13 protein-coding genes and 1 pseudogene are annotated in these 16,976 nt (G+C 63.7%); 4 read left to right on the top strand and 10 right to left on the bottom strand.

What is annotated here, in order from left to right; genetic code table 11:
* Positions 1 to 104 precede the first annotated feature (104 nt).
* Together ACFR99_RS03955 and ACFR99_RS03950 are read left to right on the top strand one after the other, a co-directional pair.
* Positions 105 to 227 carry a hypothetical protein gene (locus ACFR99_RS03955; RefSeq protein ID WP_255542762.1) on the top strand — a complete coding sequence of 41 codons (123 nt, stop codon included), beginning with the start codon at positions 105 to 107 and terminating at the stop codon, positions 225 to 227.
* Positions 227 to 1,511, top strand: a pseudogene (locus tag ACFR99_RS03950) (RNA-guided endonuclease InsQ/TnpB family protein). Before ACFR99_RS03955 ends, ACFR99_RS03950 begins: the two are co-directional and overlap by 1 nt.
* 1 nt (position 1,512) lies before the next feature.
* On the opposite strand, the gene ACFR99_RS03945 reads toward ACFR99_RS03950, so the two are convergent.
* The 9 genes from ACFR99_RS03945 to ACFR99_RS03905 form a co-directional block, all read right to left on the bottom strand.
* The gene (locus ACFR99_RS03945) at positions 1,513 to 2,451 is read right to left on the bottom strand and encodes a biotin--[acetyl-CoA-carboxylase] ligase (protein WP_390284593.1); all 939 of its coding nucleotides are present in this window, start codon (positions 2,449 to 2,451) and stop codon (positions 1,513 to 1,515) included.
* Between the two features lie 474 nt (positions 2,452 to 2,925).
* Positions 2,926 to 3,906: a tyrosine--tRNA ligase gene (locus ACFR99_RS03940; RefSeq protein ID WP_390284591.1), complete on the bottom strand. Its 981-nt coding sequence runs from the start codon at positions 3,904 to 3,906 to the stop codon at positions 2,926 to 2,928.
* Between the two features lie 94 nt (positions 3,907 to 4,000).
* The gene (locus ACFR99_RS03935; protein WP_390284589.1) at positions 4,001 to 4,780 is read right to left on the bottom strand and encodes a 4-phosphopantoate--beta-alanine ligase; all 780 of its coding nucleotides are present in this window, start codon (positions 4,778 to 4,780) and stop codon (positions 4,001 to 4,003) included.
* Positions 4,781 to 4,906: 126 nt separating this feature from the next.
* Complete coding sequence (locus ACFR99_RS03930; protein ID WP_390284587.1) at positions 4,907 to 7,813, bottom strand: DUF1508 domain-containing protein; 2,907 nt, start codon at positions 7,811 to 7,813, stop codon at positions 4,907 to 4,909.
* Positions 7,814 to 8,240: 427 nt separating this feature from the next.
* Positions 8,241 to 9,719, bottom strand: a complete 1,479-nt coding sequence (locus tag ACFR99_RS03925; protein WP_390284585.1) for an HTTM domain-containing protein — start codon at positions 9,717 to 9,719, stop codon at positions 8,241 to 8,243.
* A 164-nt stretch (positions 9,720 to 9,883) separates the two neighbouring features.
* Positions 9,884 to 10,717, bottom strand: coding sequence for a pantoate kinase (locus ACFR99_RS03920; RefSeq protein WP_390284584.1), 834 nt, complete (start codon positions 10,715 to 10,717; stop codon positions 9,884 to 9,886).
* A 54-nt stretch (positions 10,718 to 10,771) separates the two neighbouring features.
* Complete coding sequence (locus ACFR99_RS03915; protein WP_390284582.1) at positions 10,772 to 11,557, bottom strand: hypothetical protein; 786 nt, start codon at positions 11,555 to 11,557, stop codon at positions 10,772 to 10,774.
* A 230-nt stretch (positions 11,558 to 11,787) separates the two neighbouring features.
* Positions 11,788 to 13,092, bottom strand: a complete 1,305-nt coding sequence (aspS, locus tag ACFR99_RS03910) for an aspartate--tRNA(Asn) ligase (protein ID WP_390284580.1) — start codon at positions 13,090 to 13,092, stop codon at positions 11,788 to 11,790.
* Positions 13,093 to 13,263: 171 nt separating this feature from the next.
* Positions 13,264 to 14,610 carry a cytochrome P450 gene (locus ACFR99_RS03905; RefSeq protein WP_390284578.1) on the bottom strand — a complete coding sequence of 449 codons (1,347 nt, stop codon included), beginning with the start codon at positions 14,608 to 14,610 and terminating at the stop codon, positions 13,264 to 13,266.
* A 149-nt stretch (positions 14,611 to 14,759) separates the two neighbouring features.
* Here ACFR99_RS03905 and ACFR99_RS03900 point away from each other — a divergent pair, with 149 nt between their 5' ends.
* Both ACFR99_RS03900 and ACFR99_RS03895 read left to right on the top strand, forming a co-directional pair.
* Positions 14,760 to 15,428, top strand: coding sequence for a helix-turn-helix domain-containing protein (locus tag ACFR99_RS03900; RefSeq protein WP_390284576.1), 669 nt, complete (start codon positions 14,760 to 14,762; stop codon positions 15,426 to 15,428).
* Positions 15,429 to 15,480: 52 nt separating this feature from the next.
* The gene (locus ACFR99_RS03895; RefSeq protein ID WP_390285379.1) at positions 15,481 to 16,269 is read left to right on the top strand and encodes an SIR2 family NAD-dependent protein deacylase; all 789 of its coding nucleotides are present in this window, start codon (positions 15,481 to 15,483) and stop codon (positions 16,267 to 16,269) included.
* Positions 16,270 to 16,727: 458 nt separating this feature from the next.
* Here the strand turns inward: ACFR99_RS03895 and ACFR99_RS03890 are convergent.
* Positions 16,728 to 16,976, bottom strand: a 249-nt coding sequence (locus ACFR99_RS03890; RefSeq protein ID WP_390284574.1) for a zinc ribbon domain-containing protein, incomplete at its 5' end; no start/stop codon positions are given.

Here is a 16,976-nt window from a genome sequence, read left to right as displayed (position 1 = left end):
GAGGGGATACGGCGCCGCTCGTTTTTCATACACTCTACTACGGCAGGCCCACAGGTCCACGTTCCGCAGGACTTATGCGCATCTGTACGCATAGTGCGTATGTCGTGAGACGGAAGAATATCACCATTCGAGAGGACCAAGCCGAGTGGGTTGAGGAGAACCATCTGAACCTCTCGTCGTTCGTCCGTGGTCAACTCGACGAACTCATTGAGGAACGCGAGAGCTGATGTACTACGCCTACAAGTATCGTCTCGAGCCGTCCGACGCCCAACGCGAGGAGTTGGACCGACATCGCGATATCTGTAGGCAACTGTACAACCATACCCGCTACCGCCTCAACGAGTACCGAGAGAACCACGGCGAACTGCCGTCCATGACCACACTTCGATCGGAGCTACCCGACCTCAAGAAGTGGTGGGACGGACTCTCGGACGTGTACTCGAAAGTTCTCCAAACCGTCGTCGAACGCCTGTTCAACAACCTCAGTAGCCTTTCTGCGCTCAAGCAGAACGGCTACGGCGTCGGGATGCTCACGTGGAAGCCACCGCGCGAGTTCCGCAGTTTCACGTACAATCAGTCTGGCTTCAAGCTCGACAAGAAGGGCGGCCAGACTGTGCTGTCTCTTTCGAAACTCGCGGACATACCGATCCGGCTCCATCGAGAAATCCCCGACAACGCCGCACTCAAGCAGGTTACGCTCAAGAAGGAACCGACGGGCGAGTGGTTCGCTACGTTTGGTGTCGAAGTTGACCGAGAGCCGCCGGAGAAGCCCGACCGTCCGAAGACCGTCGTCGGGATCGACGTGGGTATTCTGAAGTACGCCCACGACACCGACGGCCACGCGATCGAATCGGCCGACCTCTCGGACGAACGCGACCGACTCGAGCGAGAGCAACGGAAGCTTTCACGCAAAGAGCACGGGTCGAGCAACTACGAGAAACAACGCCGTCGCGTGGCCGAATGCCACGCCGATCTGAAGAACAAGCGCCGCGACTTCCTTCACAAACTCTCGGCGTACTACGCACGAGAGTACGATCTCGTCGCGGTCGAAGACCTGGACGCGAAAGGTCTGGTCGAACTTGACGGCAACTCACGGAACCGTGCCGGAGCAGCGTGGGGAACGTTCCTTCGACTGCTCGAGTACAAGTGCGAACGCGAAGGCACGCATTTTGTCGCGGTCGATCCAGCCGGAACGACCAAAGAGTGTGCGGCGTGCGGTGTCTCGACCCACAAACCGCTGTGGGTTCGCGAACACTCCTGTCCCTCGTGCGGCTTCACCGCCGACAGGGACTGGAATGCAGCTTGGAACATTCTTTCTCGCGGTATCAAGCAGTTAGGAGCGGGACGCTCCGAATCACCGCCTGTGGAGACTGCGCTCCCTACGGGAACCACTTCGGTTCCTGCAAAGCGCGTTTGTCGAGGGAACCTCGACAGGCTGTCAGACGAAGTCTGACAACGTCATCGAAGCAGGAAGCCCCACCCTCAAGGAGCGAGCGAGTAGGGTGGGGTAGTTCACACCGGACGCAGATGTTCGCAATCTCCCGCTGAAACCGTCTCTCGACCCTCATCGGTCTCGATTATGAGTGCTCCCGAGTCCGTCACGTCGACCGCGTCCCCGATGACCTCTCCCGATGGCTGATCGACCCGGACGCGCTGCCCGAGCGTATGGGATAGCTCACGCCACGCCGGGACGATTGCCTCGAGGTCGTTCCGGTAGCGATCGAACTCCTCCAAGAAGCGCTGGACGAAGCGCCGCCGGTCGACGTCGCCGGCTTCGTCGCGAATACTGGTCGCGCCCTCGGGAAGCGTGTCGGCATCGATGTTCGCGTTCACGCCGACGCCGACGATGATCCACTCGACGCGATCCATCTCGCCTTCCATCTCCGTGAGAATCCCCGTGAGCTTCCGGTAGTCGCCGTCGTCGCCGACCGGCACGACCACGTCGTTCGGCCACTTGATCCGTGCGTCGACGCCTGCCTCTCGAGCCGCCGTCGCCGCAGCGACCGCCGATGCGAGCGTATAGAGTGGCGCCTGTGCGGGTGTGATCTCGGGTCGGGAGATGACGCTCACCCAGACACCACCCGACGGTGCGGTCCACTCGCGCTCGAGGCGGCCGCGGCTACCGACTTGTTCATCTGCGAGGACGGCCACGTCCGCCGCGCCGTCGGCGGCGAGTTCACGTGCCCGATCGTTCGTGCTCTTCACGGAGTCATGGTACTCGACCGAGAACGGGGCCTCGAGTCCAAACTCGACTGCCGGCCCGTTGTACGCCGTAATCTCGCCGAGTTCGTAGCCGTTCGACCCGCTCTCGATCTCGAAGTCAGCCTCACGCAACGCCTCGATATGCTTCCAGACGGCCGCCCGCGAGATATCGAGGGCGTCGGCCAGTTCCGGCCCCGATACCGGCCCGTCGGCGAGCGCCTCGAGAATCTCCTGTCGCGTCTCGTTCATAGCCTCCAAAGGGGGTCGCTCACACTTCAATCGGCTGGATCGCCGATCGCTACCCGTACGATGACTTCCAGTAGTCCGGCTGTGCGTCGGACCACCACAGCCGTCGTCACGCCGCACTGACGTATCGGCTCGCCTGTCGATCTCTAGGCTTTTCTCGACCGATACTGGACATCCATCTAGCGTGTGGTGACCTAGCAACAACCATGAAACTCGGCGACCGCTGTACGGTCTGCGGCATGCGCATCGGGGCGGGAGGTGAAATACTGCGAGACGTGCGGTCGGGGAGTGCACGAACGGTGCGAAGAGTACGAGACGGCCTTCGAGTGTCGGCACTGTGGAGAGGAGACGTGGATCGGCGCGGTCGAGTTCTGACGGGCGGTCGACGCTGGGAACACAGCGGCTGTGTGCTCGGATCATGCGGTTCCGATCTATCGAGCGAAGAACCGGGGTTCGGAACCGGTCGAGCAGTCGCGTTCAGGCGCGCAGTTCGCGCAGTTTCTCGCGGCCGGGTGCGATCAGTTCGTCGAGGTACGTCGCGAGCGTCCCCTTGGCGTCGGCGGGGTGGAGTTCGCCCGACTCGAGATCCTCGGCCAGCCGCTCGTAGTCCTCGTAGGTCAGATCGCCGCCGTACTTCTCGGGGCGCTCGACGACGACTTCGTCGAACCGCGGGAAGACGTGGTACTCGAAGAGTTCGAGGACGGGATTCTCGAGGTCGTCCTCGGGCTCTCGGGTTGGCGGACAGAACGCGGAGTTGACTTTCTCCTCAAGGTCTTCGGTCGAGTCTTCCATCGAGATCGTAATGCCCTCGCTCGAGGACATCTTCCCCTCGCCGCTGGTGAGGTCGGCGACGATCGGCGTGTGGAGCGCGGGCCGGACCTCGTAGTCGAGTTCGGGCAGTTTCTCGCGGGCGAGCATGTGGACCTTGCGCTGATCTAAGCCGCCGACCGCGAGATCGAGGTCGAGGTACTCGATATCCAGGGTCTGCATCAGCGGGTAGACGAGGTGGCTCACCTTGGCCGTCTCGTCGCCTTGCAGTTCGGCCATCGCGCGCTGGGCGCGGTTCATCGTCGTCGCCTGCTCGAGGTAGTGGAGATCGAGCGCGTAGTCGTCATCGAGCTGGAACTCCGAGCCGTAGACGAACTCGGTCTTATCCTCGTCGAGGCCGTAGGCGAGGAACTGAGCTTTCATCTGCTCGGCCGTCTCGCGGATCTCCTCGAGCGTGCCCTTCTCGTTGAGGTAGGCGTGGACGTCCGCCAGCAGGACGACGACGTCCATCCCGGCCTCTTGCAGATCGATGAGCTTGTTCGCGGTCAGGAGATGGCCGAGGTGGAGCACGCCGGAGGGCTCGTAGCCGACGTAGGCGCGTTTCCCCACCGGATCGTCGGCGAGGTCGCGAACCTCCTCGTCAGTGACGACCTCCTCGGCGTTTCGCGTGAGTAACTCGTAGGTGTCCATGTGTGACAGGAACCGGAGGAGGAATTTATACCTCCTGAAAGGACTTCAGTGGGACTCGAGCGAGCCGCCACTTGGTACCAGTAGAAAGAGCGCCTTAGAGATCGCCCGAGCGGATGCGCTCCTCTGCGTTCTCGAGCGCCTGCTCCCGGTCGAAGTCCGCGATAATCGCTTCCAGTTCCGACTCGTCGGCATCCGCCAGTTCCTGCGCGTGTTCGGTCATGTTCGGCACCGCGCGGATGATGTTGTCGACGATCGGCACGTCGGCCACCTGCGGCGAGCGCGACAGCGGGTTGAGGTCGATTACGATTTCGGTTTTGCCCATCTCGTCTAACGCTTCGGCGCGGTCGCCGTCCTCGAGTGGCACGAGCACGACATCTGCGTCGTAGATCCCGTCGGCGTCGACTTTCGCCCGCTTGTGCTCGAGGTTTGGAATGCGTGCGTCGGCCTCGAGTCCCTTGACGTCGTCCGCGCCGTGCTCGCGCAGGTGGTCTGCGATGGCGTCGATCCGTTCGGGCGTGCGATTGAAGAGGTTGACCTCGAGGTCGGCGTCGACGGCCTCGGCGAGAGCGACCATCTCGCCGGGGACCAGCGCCGCGACGTTGCCGTTGATCGAAAGCACTGGGTGCTCTGCCAGCAGCAGGTGTGCCGCAGCCGCCCGTTCGGCCTCGTCGGCGCTCGGGATCGTCTCCTCGCCCAGCAGGTAATCGAACGCGCTGCCCCGACCCTCCGCGTGCATCCCCTGAAGGTGTGTAATCCCCTTCTCGACGCCCTGCTCGATCCGATGGCGGGTCAGCAGGTCCTGATATCTGGGATGGTCCTCCGGGATCTCCTCCTCGTGCTTGACGTCGGCGGAGACACTGTCGTAGTCGCTCACGATCGATCACTGGAATCGGTCGATAAAAAGCGGCCCGATCGTTCGGCGGCCACCGTGGTCGGAAAGCCGACCTCGGTCACAGGAGGGGCAAGTTGACCGCGAGTCGGATCACGACCCGGGAGTCTATCACTCCGTGAAGGTGATCCAGCCGTCTGGGGCCTGCGCTTTCACGTCGTTCATCGCCTCGCGAGCGGCCGTTCGGGTCTCGTATGTCTGGGTGCTCTCGGCCATCGTCGCGCCGTACTCGTCGATCAGCTGCCAGACCCAGCCATCCTCGGCAGTGTGGAGTTCGAACGAGACGCTGTCGATCTCGAGGATGCTCGCCGACTCGATCAACTCGCGGATGTCTGCGAGGGCCTCGCGTGCAGCGTCGGCCGTCTCGTGGGTCTCGGTGCCCGACGCGACGGTGTGGCCGTCCTCGTCGATGAGTCGCCAGCGCCAGCGGTCGTCCTCGGCGGCGACGAGTTCGAACGAGGCCACGTCGAAGTTGACCCGGTCGGCCATCGGCGCGAGCTGACGAACCGTCTCGACCGCCTCGAGGAGGGCGTCTTTGCTCGTGACGGTGTCGACCGCCGCCGCGATCACCTCACGATCGCGGTCGACGAGTTCCCACGACCAGCCGTCGTCGCCGTCGAGACGGACCACGGCGTCCTCGATCGCGAAGATCGGCGCGTCGGACGCGTTTGCTTTGAGGGCAGCGACGCCGTCTGTTGCCGCCTCGCGGTCGCCGTAGGAGACGGGCGAGTCGGCGATTGGCTCGCGGTCGCGGTCGAGCAGGCGGAAGTGCCACTCGTCGGTGCCATACAGCTGGACGGTGACGTCACCGATCGTGTGACGATGGGCCGACGCAGCGGTCTCGCGGACGTCCTCGATCGCGTCGAGGAGCTCGTCACGGGTCGGCGACGCCTCGTCGTCGACGGCGATCGTTTCGCCGCCCGGCATGACGAACCGCCAGTGCCAGTCTTCGGCGGCGTACGTCTGGAAGATCGCCCGATCCATCGTCCGCACGTCCGACTCGAGGTGCTCGAGCAGACGGTTCATCGCCTGTCGTGCGGCCCCGCGGGTCGGGTGGGTCGCCGGATCCTCGGCGACGAGTTTGCCGGCCTCGTCGATGAGCCGCCAGCCCCACTCGTCGTCCTCGTTGACGAACAACTCGAAGGCGGCGGTCTCGATCTCGAGGAGTTCGGCGTCGGGTGCCTGCTCTTTGAGCGTCATCATCGCCTCGGCAGCCTCGCCACGGGAGGTGTGTTCCTCGCCGCTGTCGGCCAGCACGTTACCGTCCTCGTCGATGAGTCGCCAGCGCCACTCGCCGGAGTCGGCCTCGTAGACCTGGAACGCGGCGTTTTCGAACTCGATGAGGTCGGCTTCGCTCGCCTGCTGGCGGACGCGCTCGATCGCGGCCGTCGCCGTCTCGGCGTCGGCGTGGGGTTCCGTACTCGCTGCGACGACCTCGCGGTCGGCCGTGACGAGCCGCCAGTTCCACGGGCCGCTGTCGTCGACTCCCGTATCGGCGTCTACAACCGTCCCGCCGTCCGGGGCCGGCTCGGGGCCTTCGACCGCTGCCGGGAGCGTCTCGGTTTCGTCGAACGTGTACTCGTCCCCTGCGGTGTCCGCGGCCGGATACACCTCGTACGCCGCGTCTTCGATCTCGACGACCTCCGCGTCGACGGCGTTGTCGCCGAACCGCTCAGTCCACGCCGCCGCGTCGTCGCGGTCGGCGGCCCCCCCGGGACTGCACGCGACGACGTGTTCGGTTTCGTCGACCAGCCGGTAGCGCCACTCCTCGCCGGATGCGTAGAGTTCGTAGCTCGGTTCGCCGGCCACGGTGACCGACGCCGACTCGAGTTCGGGGAGTAACGCTTCGACAGCCTTCTCGGCGTCGCGCCGAGTGTCGAACTCGTCGGTGCTAGTGGCGAGAACCTCGTCGTCTGCGTCGACGAACCGCCAGGTCCAGCCGGCGGCCCGCTCGCACAGTTCCACGCCGACGCTTTCGATATCGAGCACCCGCGCCTGATCGTACCGCTCGGCGAAGGCCCGAGCAGCCTCCTCGGCCCGTTCCTGGGTTGTGTGGCCGGTCTCGCTCGATGCCAGCGGCGTGCGGTCGTCGTCGACCAGTTGCCAGTACCACTGGTCGCGGCGTTGCTCGTAGGTAAACGCCGCGTCCTCGATCTCGATGACGTCCGCATCGGGCCCCTCGTCTTTGAGGAAACTCACCGACTCCTCGGCCCCGTCGCGTTCGTCGAACTCGCCGGCACAGGCACCGACGACGGAGCCGTCGTCGCGCGCGAGCGTCCACTGCCAGGTGCCGTCGCGATCCTCGTAGAGGCGAAACGCCGAGGTCGTCAGCTCCATGAGTCCCGCGGAGCTGATCTGGGATTTGACGCGCTCGATGCTTTCCGTGGCGTCCGGCCGCGTCACGGCGCTGTCGGTGCTCCGGGCCAGCGCCTCGAGGTGGAGGACGTGCCACTTCCAGTCGCCGTTCTCGTCGCGGAAGACGGCGAACTGAGCGCTTTCCATCGCGTCGCCGGTGAGGATCTCCGGGTCCTCGGTCTGTCCTTCCTCCTCGACGAACATGCCTTTCCGTCCCGTGAGCACGGGCACGAGTGCGGTCACGCCCGCAATGATCCCAATCCCGAGCGTGTAGACGGAGATCACCTCGACGCTGTAATCAGTACCGAGTTCCCGCCAGTTGTAGGGATACGCCCAGCCGAAAAAGCCGACTCCTCCCAGCGCAACGAGTAAGCCGACGACGCTGGCCTGGATCCCCCGCTTTCGGACCGGCAACATGAGGACGATACCGAACAGACAGAGGGCGAGCCCCGTTGCTGCCGTGACCCCAGAAATCCTGATCAGGGCATAGGATTTCGCCTCGCCCGCGTATCCGATTACGAAGGTCGCCACGCCCGCCGCCCCGATGATGTAGCCGACGATGAACAGCCAATAGCCGTAGACGTCCTTACTCGAATCGGGTTCTCCGACGTAATGTTCGTACAGCTGAAACAGGTTTTGGTGAATGTCAGTCCGGGAGGCCATTTCGAAACTTGACCGGATAACTCGAACGGATCATAATAAAGTTCTGGCTACTGGTCCCATCGTTGTTATATATCAAAAGCATAATTAACATATTGGTTATGTTAACGTCGTGAATTAACCGAGAGCATCGAAAACGCCGGACAGCCGAACGATAGAGTGGTCTGATGGGTACCTCGAGAGGATTCGCGGCTGCGTGTCGACCTCGGTGATCGATCGAACGGAGATGAATCCACGAGAGGAGCGACGAATCCAACTGTATCGTCGCGCTTGCTTGCGGTTCAGTCGAACGAAACCTATACTAGCTGATAATTATAGAGGGTATTTAACTGCCGGAACCGGGTGTGCCCTCCCCACCCATACGCGTGTTCGTGACCGAAGAGGACGAAACAGCACTGGTCGATGTAATCGGTCGGTCGTCTCGACCACGTCAGTTGCAGACGGCTGCGGCTCGCTCGTGTGGAACCGGTTTGCCAACTGGTCCGTCCGCATCGACGGGTTGGTCGAGGCGATAGATCGTCACCGACTCGACATCGTCGGGCGTCTGCTCACAGAAGTACGCTGTGGCCGGCTGGGCGACAGCACCTGCGCCCTGGGTCTTCGCCCCGTACCGCTTCCAGAGCGTCGTTGGATACCGATCCATGGCGTTCGGTGGTCGGTCGAACGTCACATCACTGCCGTCGACGAGATCGGTCGACGCTCCGGACTCGTGCTCGGCTTCGACGACGTACCAGCTGTACGAATCAGGCGGCTGTGGCGCGAAAAACGCCCAGCTCGCACTCTCGAGCGTGCTGTCCGCCATCGATGAGGGCGACTCGACGAGACCCGCCGCAACGAGCTGCCAGCCGACCAGCACGACGAACAGGCAGACGAGAAGACCCGTCGCAGTCACTCGCAGTCCACGTCGAATGTGCTGGCTCGTCCCCGATCGCGTCGAGTCGCCGGTTGCTCGGCGGACGGGCTCTAGACGAGACGAAACACCGCTTTTGATGATGAGCCGATCGATGGTGTCCCAGCGTCGCGGCGGGAGGAATAGCAACAAGACGGCACACATGGCGAACGGAAAGGAGCCGAGCCGCATCGTCGCCGCCATCGAAAGGTGTGTGCCGATGAACGCCACGGCGGTTGCAGTCCGAAGCCACCCAGTTGTGACCACGAGCAGCACCGATGCGGACAGCACGGCGGTCCAGAGCCAGTTGATCCCGGTGAGGACTGTGGGATACTCCGCGAGGGTCGGACCCAGCAGGTACACGAAGTCCTCGAGGTGAAAGATACGCTGGACGGCCACGCCGCTCATCCAGGCGTCGCTCTGGAACTTGAGGACTGCATTGATCGCATAGATGACGACGACGTGAAGGAGAATCGTGGCGGTCGCCACTGAGAGAACCCGATCGTCGTTCCGTCGCTGACGGCGGCGCAGCGCCCATCGCGCATCGAGCGGCAGAAACGCCGCAAGGAGCAGTACCGAGATGAGGATCGTATCGCCACCGTTGACGAGGTATGGGTTGCGAGCGTGCAGTGACGCGAGCAATACTGCAGTTCCAACTGCTGCGAATCGGGGTCGGTAGCCAACGAGCAGGCACGCGGCGAAAATGGTCGTCACACCCAGCAACAGGGCTTGTACCCATAGGGAGCCGGAGATCGCGTATAGCGACCACCGCGCGAGCGTCGGGGCCGTCTCGGCGAGTGTCGCTCGAGGCAAGACCCCGTCGTCCGTGTAGAACGTCCCCAACTGTGGCGCCCGAAGGACGAGGAGATCGGCGATGACGACGAGACCCACCCCGATCCGAAACGCGCCCAGCGCTCGCGGGTCGATTCCGAGATGTGACTGGATGCGCCCTCGAAGCGACGTGGCTGTCGCCGCATCACCGTCAGTCGCGGTCGTCGATGGAGCATGGGAGGCAGGCATGGCGACCAGCAGGGCTGATCGCCGACTTCTAACCCGTCGTATAAGTGTTTTCTCCTTATTCTAACCGTCAGGAATCCACACACGTCTGTACCGCACTTGCATCGTTCACACTGGGATGCTCTCAAGAAACGGCAGGGACTGTCACGGGACCAGTCTACCTGCAATCACCGCAGCATGGCACCGGCCGGATGGGTGGCACAGACCGACGGCTCGTAGCCCGCGTCGGACAGGCCCGTCCCGAGCGCAAAGACAGTGTCGCCGAGCATAGCCATCGAAGCCTGTCCCTCGACCGCCGAGACGTCAGCGATCGCCTCACTCACGTGCTCCGTCAGCAATTCTGCGTCACGTGCGAACCGCCGCGAAGCATACATAAACGATAGCAGCGTCGGTTCCTCGACGACGCGAGAGAGCGCGTCCTGTCCGGCAGCGGTCAGCGTCTCAGTATCGCCCGAGAGCACGTCGGCCGTCGAGAGTTCGCCAAAGGAGACGTACTCGACGCGCGCCCGCGCCGGAATCGAGTCGAGGACGTTCTCCTGTGGTCCACCGGGCTCGAGGCGGATCGGAACGCCACCGTGGGCTTGAGCGACCACGTCGCCCAGCCCAGTTCCGGCCTGGACCTCGGCCCCGTGGGCGATCGTGACCAGTTCGTTCGTCGAGAGCTTGCACGCGAACACGCGGTTGGCCGCGAGCGCCGTCCCGAGGGCCATCGCGCCCGAGACGCCGAAGCCAGCACCGAGCGGCAGGTCGGACTCGCCCTCGACGCGAGCGGTCACGCCGAGCGTCTCGAGAACGGTGCTAACGGGGTCGATCTCGAGTTCGTCGCCGTCGAGAACGATTGTCGACTCGTCGCCGGATGCCGGTTCGACCGTCACCTCGACACCGTCGGTAAGTGTCAGCCCTGCCCCGCGAGAGCCTGCTTTCGTCGGATTCTCGTCCGGGTGTGCGCTGAAAAAGCCCGTGATGTGCCCTGGTACGAACGCGGTCGCCTCCTCACGCATTGGGGACCCTTGCGACCGGGACGATATAACAGTGAAGATTCGGCACAGTTGTCGTCACCGGTACGATCCCTGGCCCGCCTCGAGGGAGCCGTCGACGGCAATCCAGTCCGCCTGCGGCCCGGCGAGGTCGACAGCCACCGCGTCGCGGTACCAGTTGCCGCTCCAGCCGCCGACCCACCACGAGTTCTCACCGTGGTGGGTGACGCGGATCGAGACGTCGGTAGACGGATCAGTGTCGTACTCGGCGTAGACGAAGCCCGTGTACTCGTAACAGCGTTCCGGCCCATCGAGACAGTCCGTCTCGGTCGCGTCGACGCGTGGCTCGAGCACCGGTTCGGTGCCGACCGGCTCGCGCGTCTCGATCGGTTCGTCGCTCTCGACCCTGACGGTCAGTTCGTATCGATCGGTGTCGCGGACGAACATGTCGGGGTCGTCCGGATCGTACTCGTCGGCTGTAATCGGTTCCGTCCGCCCCAGCTCGCCCTCTTCGACGACCCGGTAGTACTCGGGTTCGACGACGAACTCGTCGACGGTCACCTCAAGCATCGGGCCGCGGTCGGTCTCGACGATTCGGGATGAGAACGCCTCCGGCTGGGCGTAGTAGTCGCCATCCTCGAGCGCACCGGCGACGGACACCTCACCGTCCGAAACCGGCACCGGGACGAGCATCGTCGCGTTCGTTAGCGTCCCGTTCGTCGTTATTTCGACGTCGTAGCTGTACTCGCTCGTGTAACTGTCCTCGGCGAGCGAGTCGGAGAGAACGACAAGCCCACCGATCAAGAGTGCGGCGACGACCGTCACAGCCAGGAGTGCGATTCCGAGAGTTCGTTTTTGATTCATGAAAGTGCCTCGAGCGCATGGCTCTCGTTCGACGTGTAAATCGAGTAGCCGGTCTTGTCTCTCGACAGAGACGGCTCGAGGACTCGTAGCTTTCGGTGATCGTTCCTCGAAACTGAAAATCAGTATGCGATGACCGATCGGAGCGATCGGTTCGGACCGTCAGGGCGACAGTCGCTGCCGGTCCGTCGAGACTCACTCCGTTCGTCTCGCTGGCTCACAACGTCTTTGCCCTACGGGCTCAGACGTTGACGGTCGCGTGGGAACAACACAGCCTCTCGGATGTTGTCCAGCCCGAGGATCGTCATGATCAGACGCTCGCCACCGAGGCCGAAGCCGGCGTGGGGCGGCATGCCGTACTTGAACATCTTCGTGTAGTACTCGAACTGCTCGGGGTCAAGGCCCTGCTGTTCGAAGCCTTCGATGAGCTTCTCGTGGCGGTGTTCACGCTGGCCGCCCGAGACCAGTTCCATGCGCGGGTGCATCAGGTCGAAGCCGGTCGAGAGTTCGGAGTCGTCGTCGTGGTCCTTGATGTAGAACGGCTTGATCTCGCTGGGCCAATCGGTGATAAAGTAGTGGCCGCCAACGTCGTCGCCGAGTGCCTTCTCGCCTTCGGTCGGCAGGTCGTCGCCCCAGACGAGCTGCTCGTCGAGTTCGCCAGTCGCGTTGATGCGCTCGATGGCTTCCTCGTAGCTGAGACGTGGGAAATCACCCTCGGGAACCTCGAATTCGTCCTCGAGGCCGAGCGCCTCGAGTTGCTCGCCGCAGTTCTCGTCGATGGCCTCGTAGGCCGCTTTGACGACGCCCTCGACGACGTCCATGGCATCGTTCTGGTCGCAGAACGCACCCTCGAAGTCGATCGAGGTCGCCTCGTTCAGGTGGCGGGGCGTGTTGTGTTCCTCGGCGCGGAAGATCGGACCGATCTCGAAGACGCGCTCGACGTTCGAGCCGGCGATCAGCTGTTTGAACAGCTGGGGCGACTGGTTCATGAACGCTTCTTCGCCGAAGTAGGTGATCGGGAAGAGCTCGGTGCCGCCCTCGGTGCCGGTCGCGACGATCTTCGGCGTGGTGATCTCCGTACAGCGGAACTCGCGGAACTGCTCGCGGACGGCGCGCAGGATCTCCGAGCGGATCTCGAAGATGGCCTGGACCTCGTCCTTGCGCAGGTCGAGGGTGCGGTTGTCCAGTCGCGTCGAGAGGTCGGCGTCGACCTTCCCGGAGGGGTCGAGGGGCAGTTCGGGGTCGGCAGGGGCGACGACCTCGACGGACTCGGGCGTGACCTCGACGCCCGTCGGCGCGCGCGGCTCTTCTTCGACCGCGCCGGAGACCTTGACGACGCTCTCGCGGGAGACGCCGAGTCCGGTCTCGACGAGATCCTCGTCCATCTCGTCTTTCTCGAACTTGATCTGGATCTTGCCCGAGGTGTCTCGGAGAATCAGGAAGGCGATGCCACCGAGATCGCGGATCTCGTGGACCCATCCGGCGACGGTGACGTCGTCGCCCGGCTCGGCGTCGGCAGTGTAGGTTCTATCCTGCATACCACCCGATTCACGCAGGCGGAACTTAAACGCAGCCGTTCGGGCTCGCGGCAGCCGGTGTCCGTGAGTGTGCGAACGACGCGGGTCTCTACGGACTACTGTCAGTCATTGCCGGTGCAACAGCGACCGTCCTGCAGTTGCACCGGGAAATCGAGACAACAGACCGTATCGTCACCGCTCGTGGACGGTCATCGGAATTTCGTGTTTCGGCCGCGCGGTCACCGTCGCCATCAGGTCCAGATCCGTTCCCGGGACGAGCTCAAGGTGGTAGTCACGGTAGACCATCGCGAGGATGAGCCGCGCCTCGAGCATCGCAAAGCGGTCGCCGATACAGCGACGCGGACCCGCCGCGAACGGGAAGTACGCCAGTTTCGGAAGGTCGCTTTCGAGGTCGTCGGTCCACCGGGCCGGCCGGAACGCGAGCGGATCGTCGTACCACCGGGGATCGCGGTGGACGACCCACTGGTGCATCCGGACGGTCGATCCCGGTTCGATCTCGTAGCCGTCGATGACGTCGGGTTTGACCGGTTCGCGGACGATCCCCGGCACGGGTGGGTAGAGTCGCATCGACTCCTTGACGACGCGTTCGGTGTACGGAAGGTCAGCAAGGTCGTCCATCGTTGGCGTCCGATCGCCGAGGACGTCCTCGAGTTCCGCGACGAGCCGTTGCTCGACCTGCGGGTTCCGCGAGAGGAGATACATCGTCAGCGTCAGCGACAGTGCCGTCGTCTCGTGGCCGGCCAGCAACAGCGTGACCACTTCGTCCCGGATCTGGTCGTCCGACATCCCGGTGTCGCGTTCGTCGATCGCCTCGAGCAGTTTCGAGATGACGTCGTGATCCGTCGGGTCGGCCCGCCGTTGCTCGATCAGTCGGTAGACGACCTCGTCGAGGTCCGCCCGGGCGCGCTGGATTTGCCGTCTGGCCGGCGTCGGGACGTTCGGAGGGAGGACGTAGTTCGAGAGGCTCTCGGAGGCCTCCATGAATCGCTCGAGGGCCGAGCCGATGGTGTCGACGTGGTCGTCGACGTCGACACCGAACAGCGCCCGGGCGACGATCTTCAGCGTCACCTCCATCATGTCCTCGTGGACGAGCCGCGTCTGGCCGTCGTCCCAGGACTCGAGGGCCTGCTCGGTAAAGTCGGTCATCATCGTCGCGTACTCCTGAATCCGGTCGGGATGGAACGCGGGCTGGATCAGGTGGCGGTTGCGCCGCCAGACTGCGCCTTCACTGTTGAGGATGCCGTTGCCGGTCAGTGGCCCGAGGACGCTCTGGAACCGTTCGCCTTTGACGTAGTTCTCGTTGTTCTGGACGAGTACCTGTTCGATGTAGTCGGGGTGATTCAGTTGGTAGACTCGGCCGCTGGGATCCTCCCAAGAGGCAATATCGCCGTACTCACGGGCCGTTCGAGTCATGAAGCCGTACGGATCGCGCAGAAACGCGACCTGATTGCCGAGCAGTGGGAGCCCGTCCGGCCCCGGCGGCTGTCGGTCGGCGGTCGCAGCTGTGTCGTGGCGCATTCGTAGTCGAACGAAGGAACGCCGGCCGCCTTTCTCTATAGCCGAGCACGCTAGGTGTATTTAAGTCGACGGACGATACGGACCGCTATGAGTTCGTCCGCCCATCCGACCGCAAACACGCTGACCGACGACGCCGGCGGTGATCGGCGATGAGATACGCCACGATGGTGCTGACCTGGGCCGACGGTCGGCTCAACGCGATCGACGACCGCTTCGGCCGCAGCGACGCGGTCGGGATCGAGGCGATCCGGTATCTGAATCCGATTCACGAGGGGCGATACGTCGAACTCCTCGAGCTATGGGGCGATCTCGAGCGAGCCCGCGCGTTGCTCGCCGACTGCTCGGTGGCGCTTGAGTACGATGTCGCCGGCACGGACGGCCACGGTGTCGCCTACGTGCAGTGTCGGATCGTCGAGCCCGTCGACGACCTGCTGTCGATCCTCCGCGAGCACGAAATCGTCCTCGACTGGCCGATGACCTACGTCGACACCGAGGCGGCTCGCGGACTCGAGGTGACGGCGCTCGGGACAAGCCGGGCGATCCAGCACGCTGCCGCGGCGCTTCCCGAGGGGATCGACGTCGACCTCCAGCGGCTGGGTGAGTACGACCCCGGCACCGGCCACTCCGCGCCGACGCTGACCGCCCGCCAGCAGGAACTGTTCGAACTCGCGGTCAGCGAGGGGTACTACGAGGTGCCACGCGAGACGACCCACCGGGAGTTAGCCGCGAAACTCGATCTCGCGCCGGGCACCGTGAGCGAACACCTCCAGCGGATCGAGGCCACGCTGGCTGCTCGGTATACATCGACGAGGAGTTGATCGAGTGTCCGATCCGTCTCGCTTTTATCGATCGGCCGTTGCACTCTCCGACATGGACGACCTCGAGCGACTCGCCGACGACGTCCGCCGCGCGGACACCGTCGTCGCCCTGACTGGTGCAGGCATCTCGGCCCCCTCGGGTGTGGCGACGTTCCGTGGCGACGACGGCGTCTGGGATCGATTCGACGAGGGACAGTTCGCCTACGGCCGCTTCCAGCGCGATCCTGAAGGGTTCTGGGCGGACCGCATCGAACTCCAGCGCGTGCTGTTCGACGGCGAGATCGAGCCCAACGCGGCCCACGAGGCGCTGGCCGCGATGGGACGGGCCGGCGACCTCGAGGCGATTTGCACCCAGAATACGGACGGCTTACACGGCGCGGCCGCCGACAGGATCGCCGCTGGTGGCGATGGCAAACCGGACGCAGACGACACGACGATCCTCGAACTCCACGGAAACGCACAGCGGGTTCGCTGTCAGGACTGTGGACGACGCAGCGACAGCGAGCCGATCTTCGAGCGCGCAGCCGACGGCGAACTGCCGCCGACCTGTGACTGTGGCGGCGTCTTCAAGCCCGACGTCGTCCTCTTCGGCCAGCAGCTGCCGGGCGCCGTCATCCAGCGCGCACGATCGCTCGCCCGCGAGAGCGACGTCTTCCTCGCGATCGGGTCCTCGCTTGTCGTCGAACCCGCCGCTTCGCTTCCGCGACTCGCCGCGTCGAGCGGTGCGACGGTTGGGGTCGTCAACCTCGAGTCGACGCCGTGTGACGACCTCGCCGATCTGGTCTTTCGCGAAGATGTGACGAGCGTCCTGCCCCGGCTGCGTGACCTCGTCGCCGAGTAGCAGGCGGGAGTGGCAGTTAGGTGTCGGAGGCGTCTTTCCACGCTGTTAATTCCGTCCACTTCTACGGAGCGTTGGCCGATAAGTATGTGTGCGAATATACCGTGGAGGTTCCTACCAGTTTCAAATGATGTCCATCGAAGGTGCTGGTGAGTTTACCAGCGAAGGTCCCGTCGAACCAACGGCCGGTGATGCCTCTATCTCGAATCCGACGAGCAGTGAGGCATCCTGTATAGAGAATTACTTACCATCCTCGGAGTGCAGGAAACCCATTAGTGGCATAGCCTGACGATGAACGTGACTGTGCTCCTCGTTAATGGGTTAGCGGTGATCGGACTCCTTGTCGCGTTCTGTGACATCCTCCGCGCCGTAAACGGAGAGGGATCGGAGATCCCTCAAGCAGTCGGGCAAAGCCCGACGACGGCGCGGCTTCCCGTACCGCAGGTGGGATATTTGCTGGTCTACAACACGACCTGCTCTCTCGTCTGAAACGTCCCGCTCTCGCGGTCGAACAGGTGTATCGATGGCTGTGCCACACAGCCGTTACTCCTATCCTCACCGTGAGGACTCAGAGTTATCTTCTGGCGCATATTCTCCGCCCCATTACAATCCGCGTTGGCTACCAATTCGCACGACGAACAAATGTACAGGCCACGTTCGACCCGGTTTGACTTCGTGTCGTCGCCACAGTGCGAGCAGGTCTTCGACGT

The organism is Haloarchaeobius amylolyticus, assembly GCF_042678045.1.
GTDB classification, from domain to species: domain Archaea; phylum Halobacteriota; class Halobacteria; order Halobacteriales; family Natrialbaceae; genus Natrinema; species Natrinema amylolyticus_A.
Note: the sequence above shows the minus strand (reverse complement) of the source record. Positions and strands in the feature narration are given on the sequence as shown.

What these genes read in the sequence shown, in the direction of transcription:
- ACFR99_RS03945 (WP_390284593.1), bottom strand. Translation starts at nt 2,451, where the DNA reads ATGAACGAGACGCGACAGGAGATTCTCGAGGCGCTCGCCGACGGGCCG.
- ACFR99_RS03940 (WP_390284591.1), bottom strand. Translation starts at nt 3,906, where the DNA reads ATGGACACCTACGAGTTACTCACGCGAAACGCCGAGGAGGTCGTCACT.
- ACFR99_RS03930 (WP_390284587.1), bottom strand. Translation starts at nt 7,813, where the DNA reads ATGGCCTCCCGGACTGACATTCACCAAAACCTGTTTCAGCTGTACGAA.
- ACFR99_RS03925 (WP_390284585.1), bottom strand. Translation starts at nt 9,719, where the DNA reads ATGCCTGCCTCCCATGCTCCATCGACGACCGCGACTGACGGTGATGCG.
- ACFR99_RS03920 (WP_390284584.1), bottom strand. Translation starts at nt 10,717, where the DNA reads ATGCGTGAGGAGGCGACCGCGTTCGTACCAGGGCACATCACGGGCTTT.
- ACFR99_RS03915 (WP_390284582.1), bottom strand. Translation starts at nt 11,557, where the DNA reads ATGAATCAAAAACGAACTCTCGGAATCGCACTCCTGGCTGTGACGGTC.
- aspS (WP_390284580.1), bottom strand. Translation starts at nt 13,092, where the DNA reads ATGCAGGATAGAACCTACACTGCCGACGCCGAGCCGGGCGACGACGTC.
- ACFR99_RS03905 (WP_390284578.1), bottom strand. Translation starts at nt 14,610, where the DNA reads ATGCGCCACGACACAGCTGCGACCGCCGACCGACAGCCGCCGGGGCCG.
- ACFR99_RS03900 (WP_390284576.1), top strand. Translation starts at nt 14,760, where the DNA reads ATGAGATACGCCACGATGGTGCTGACCTGGGCCGACGGTCGGCTCAAC.
- ACFR99_RS03895 (WP_390285379.1), top strand. Translation starts at nt 15,481, where the DNA reads ATGGACGACCTCGAGCGACTCGCCGACGACGTCCGCCGCGCGGACACC.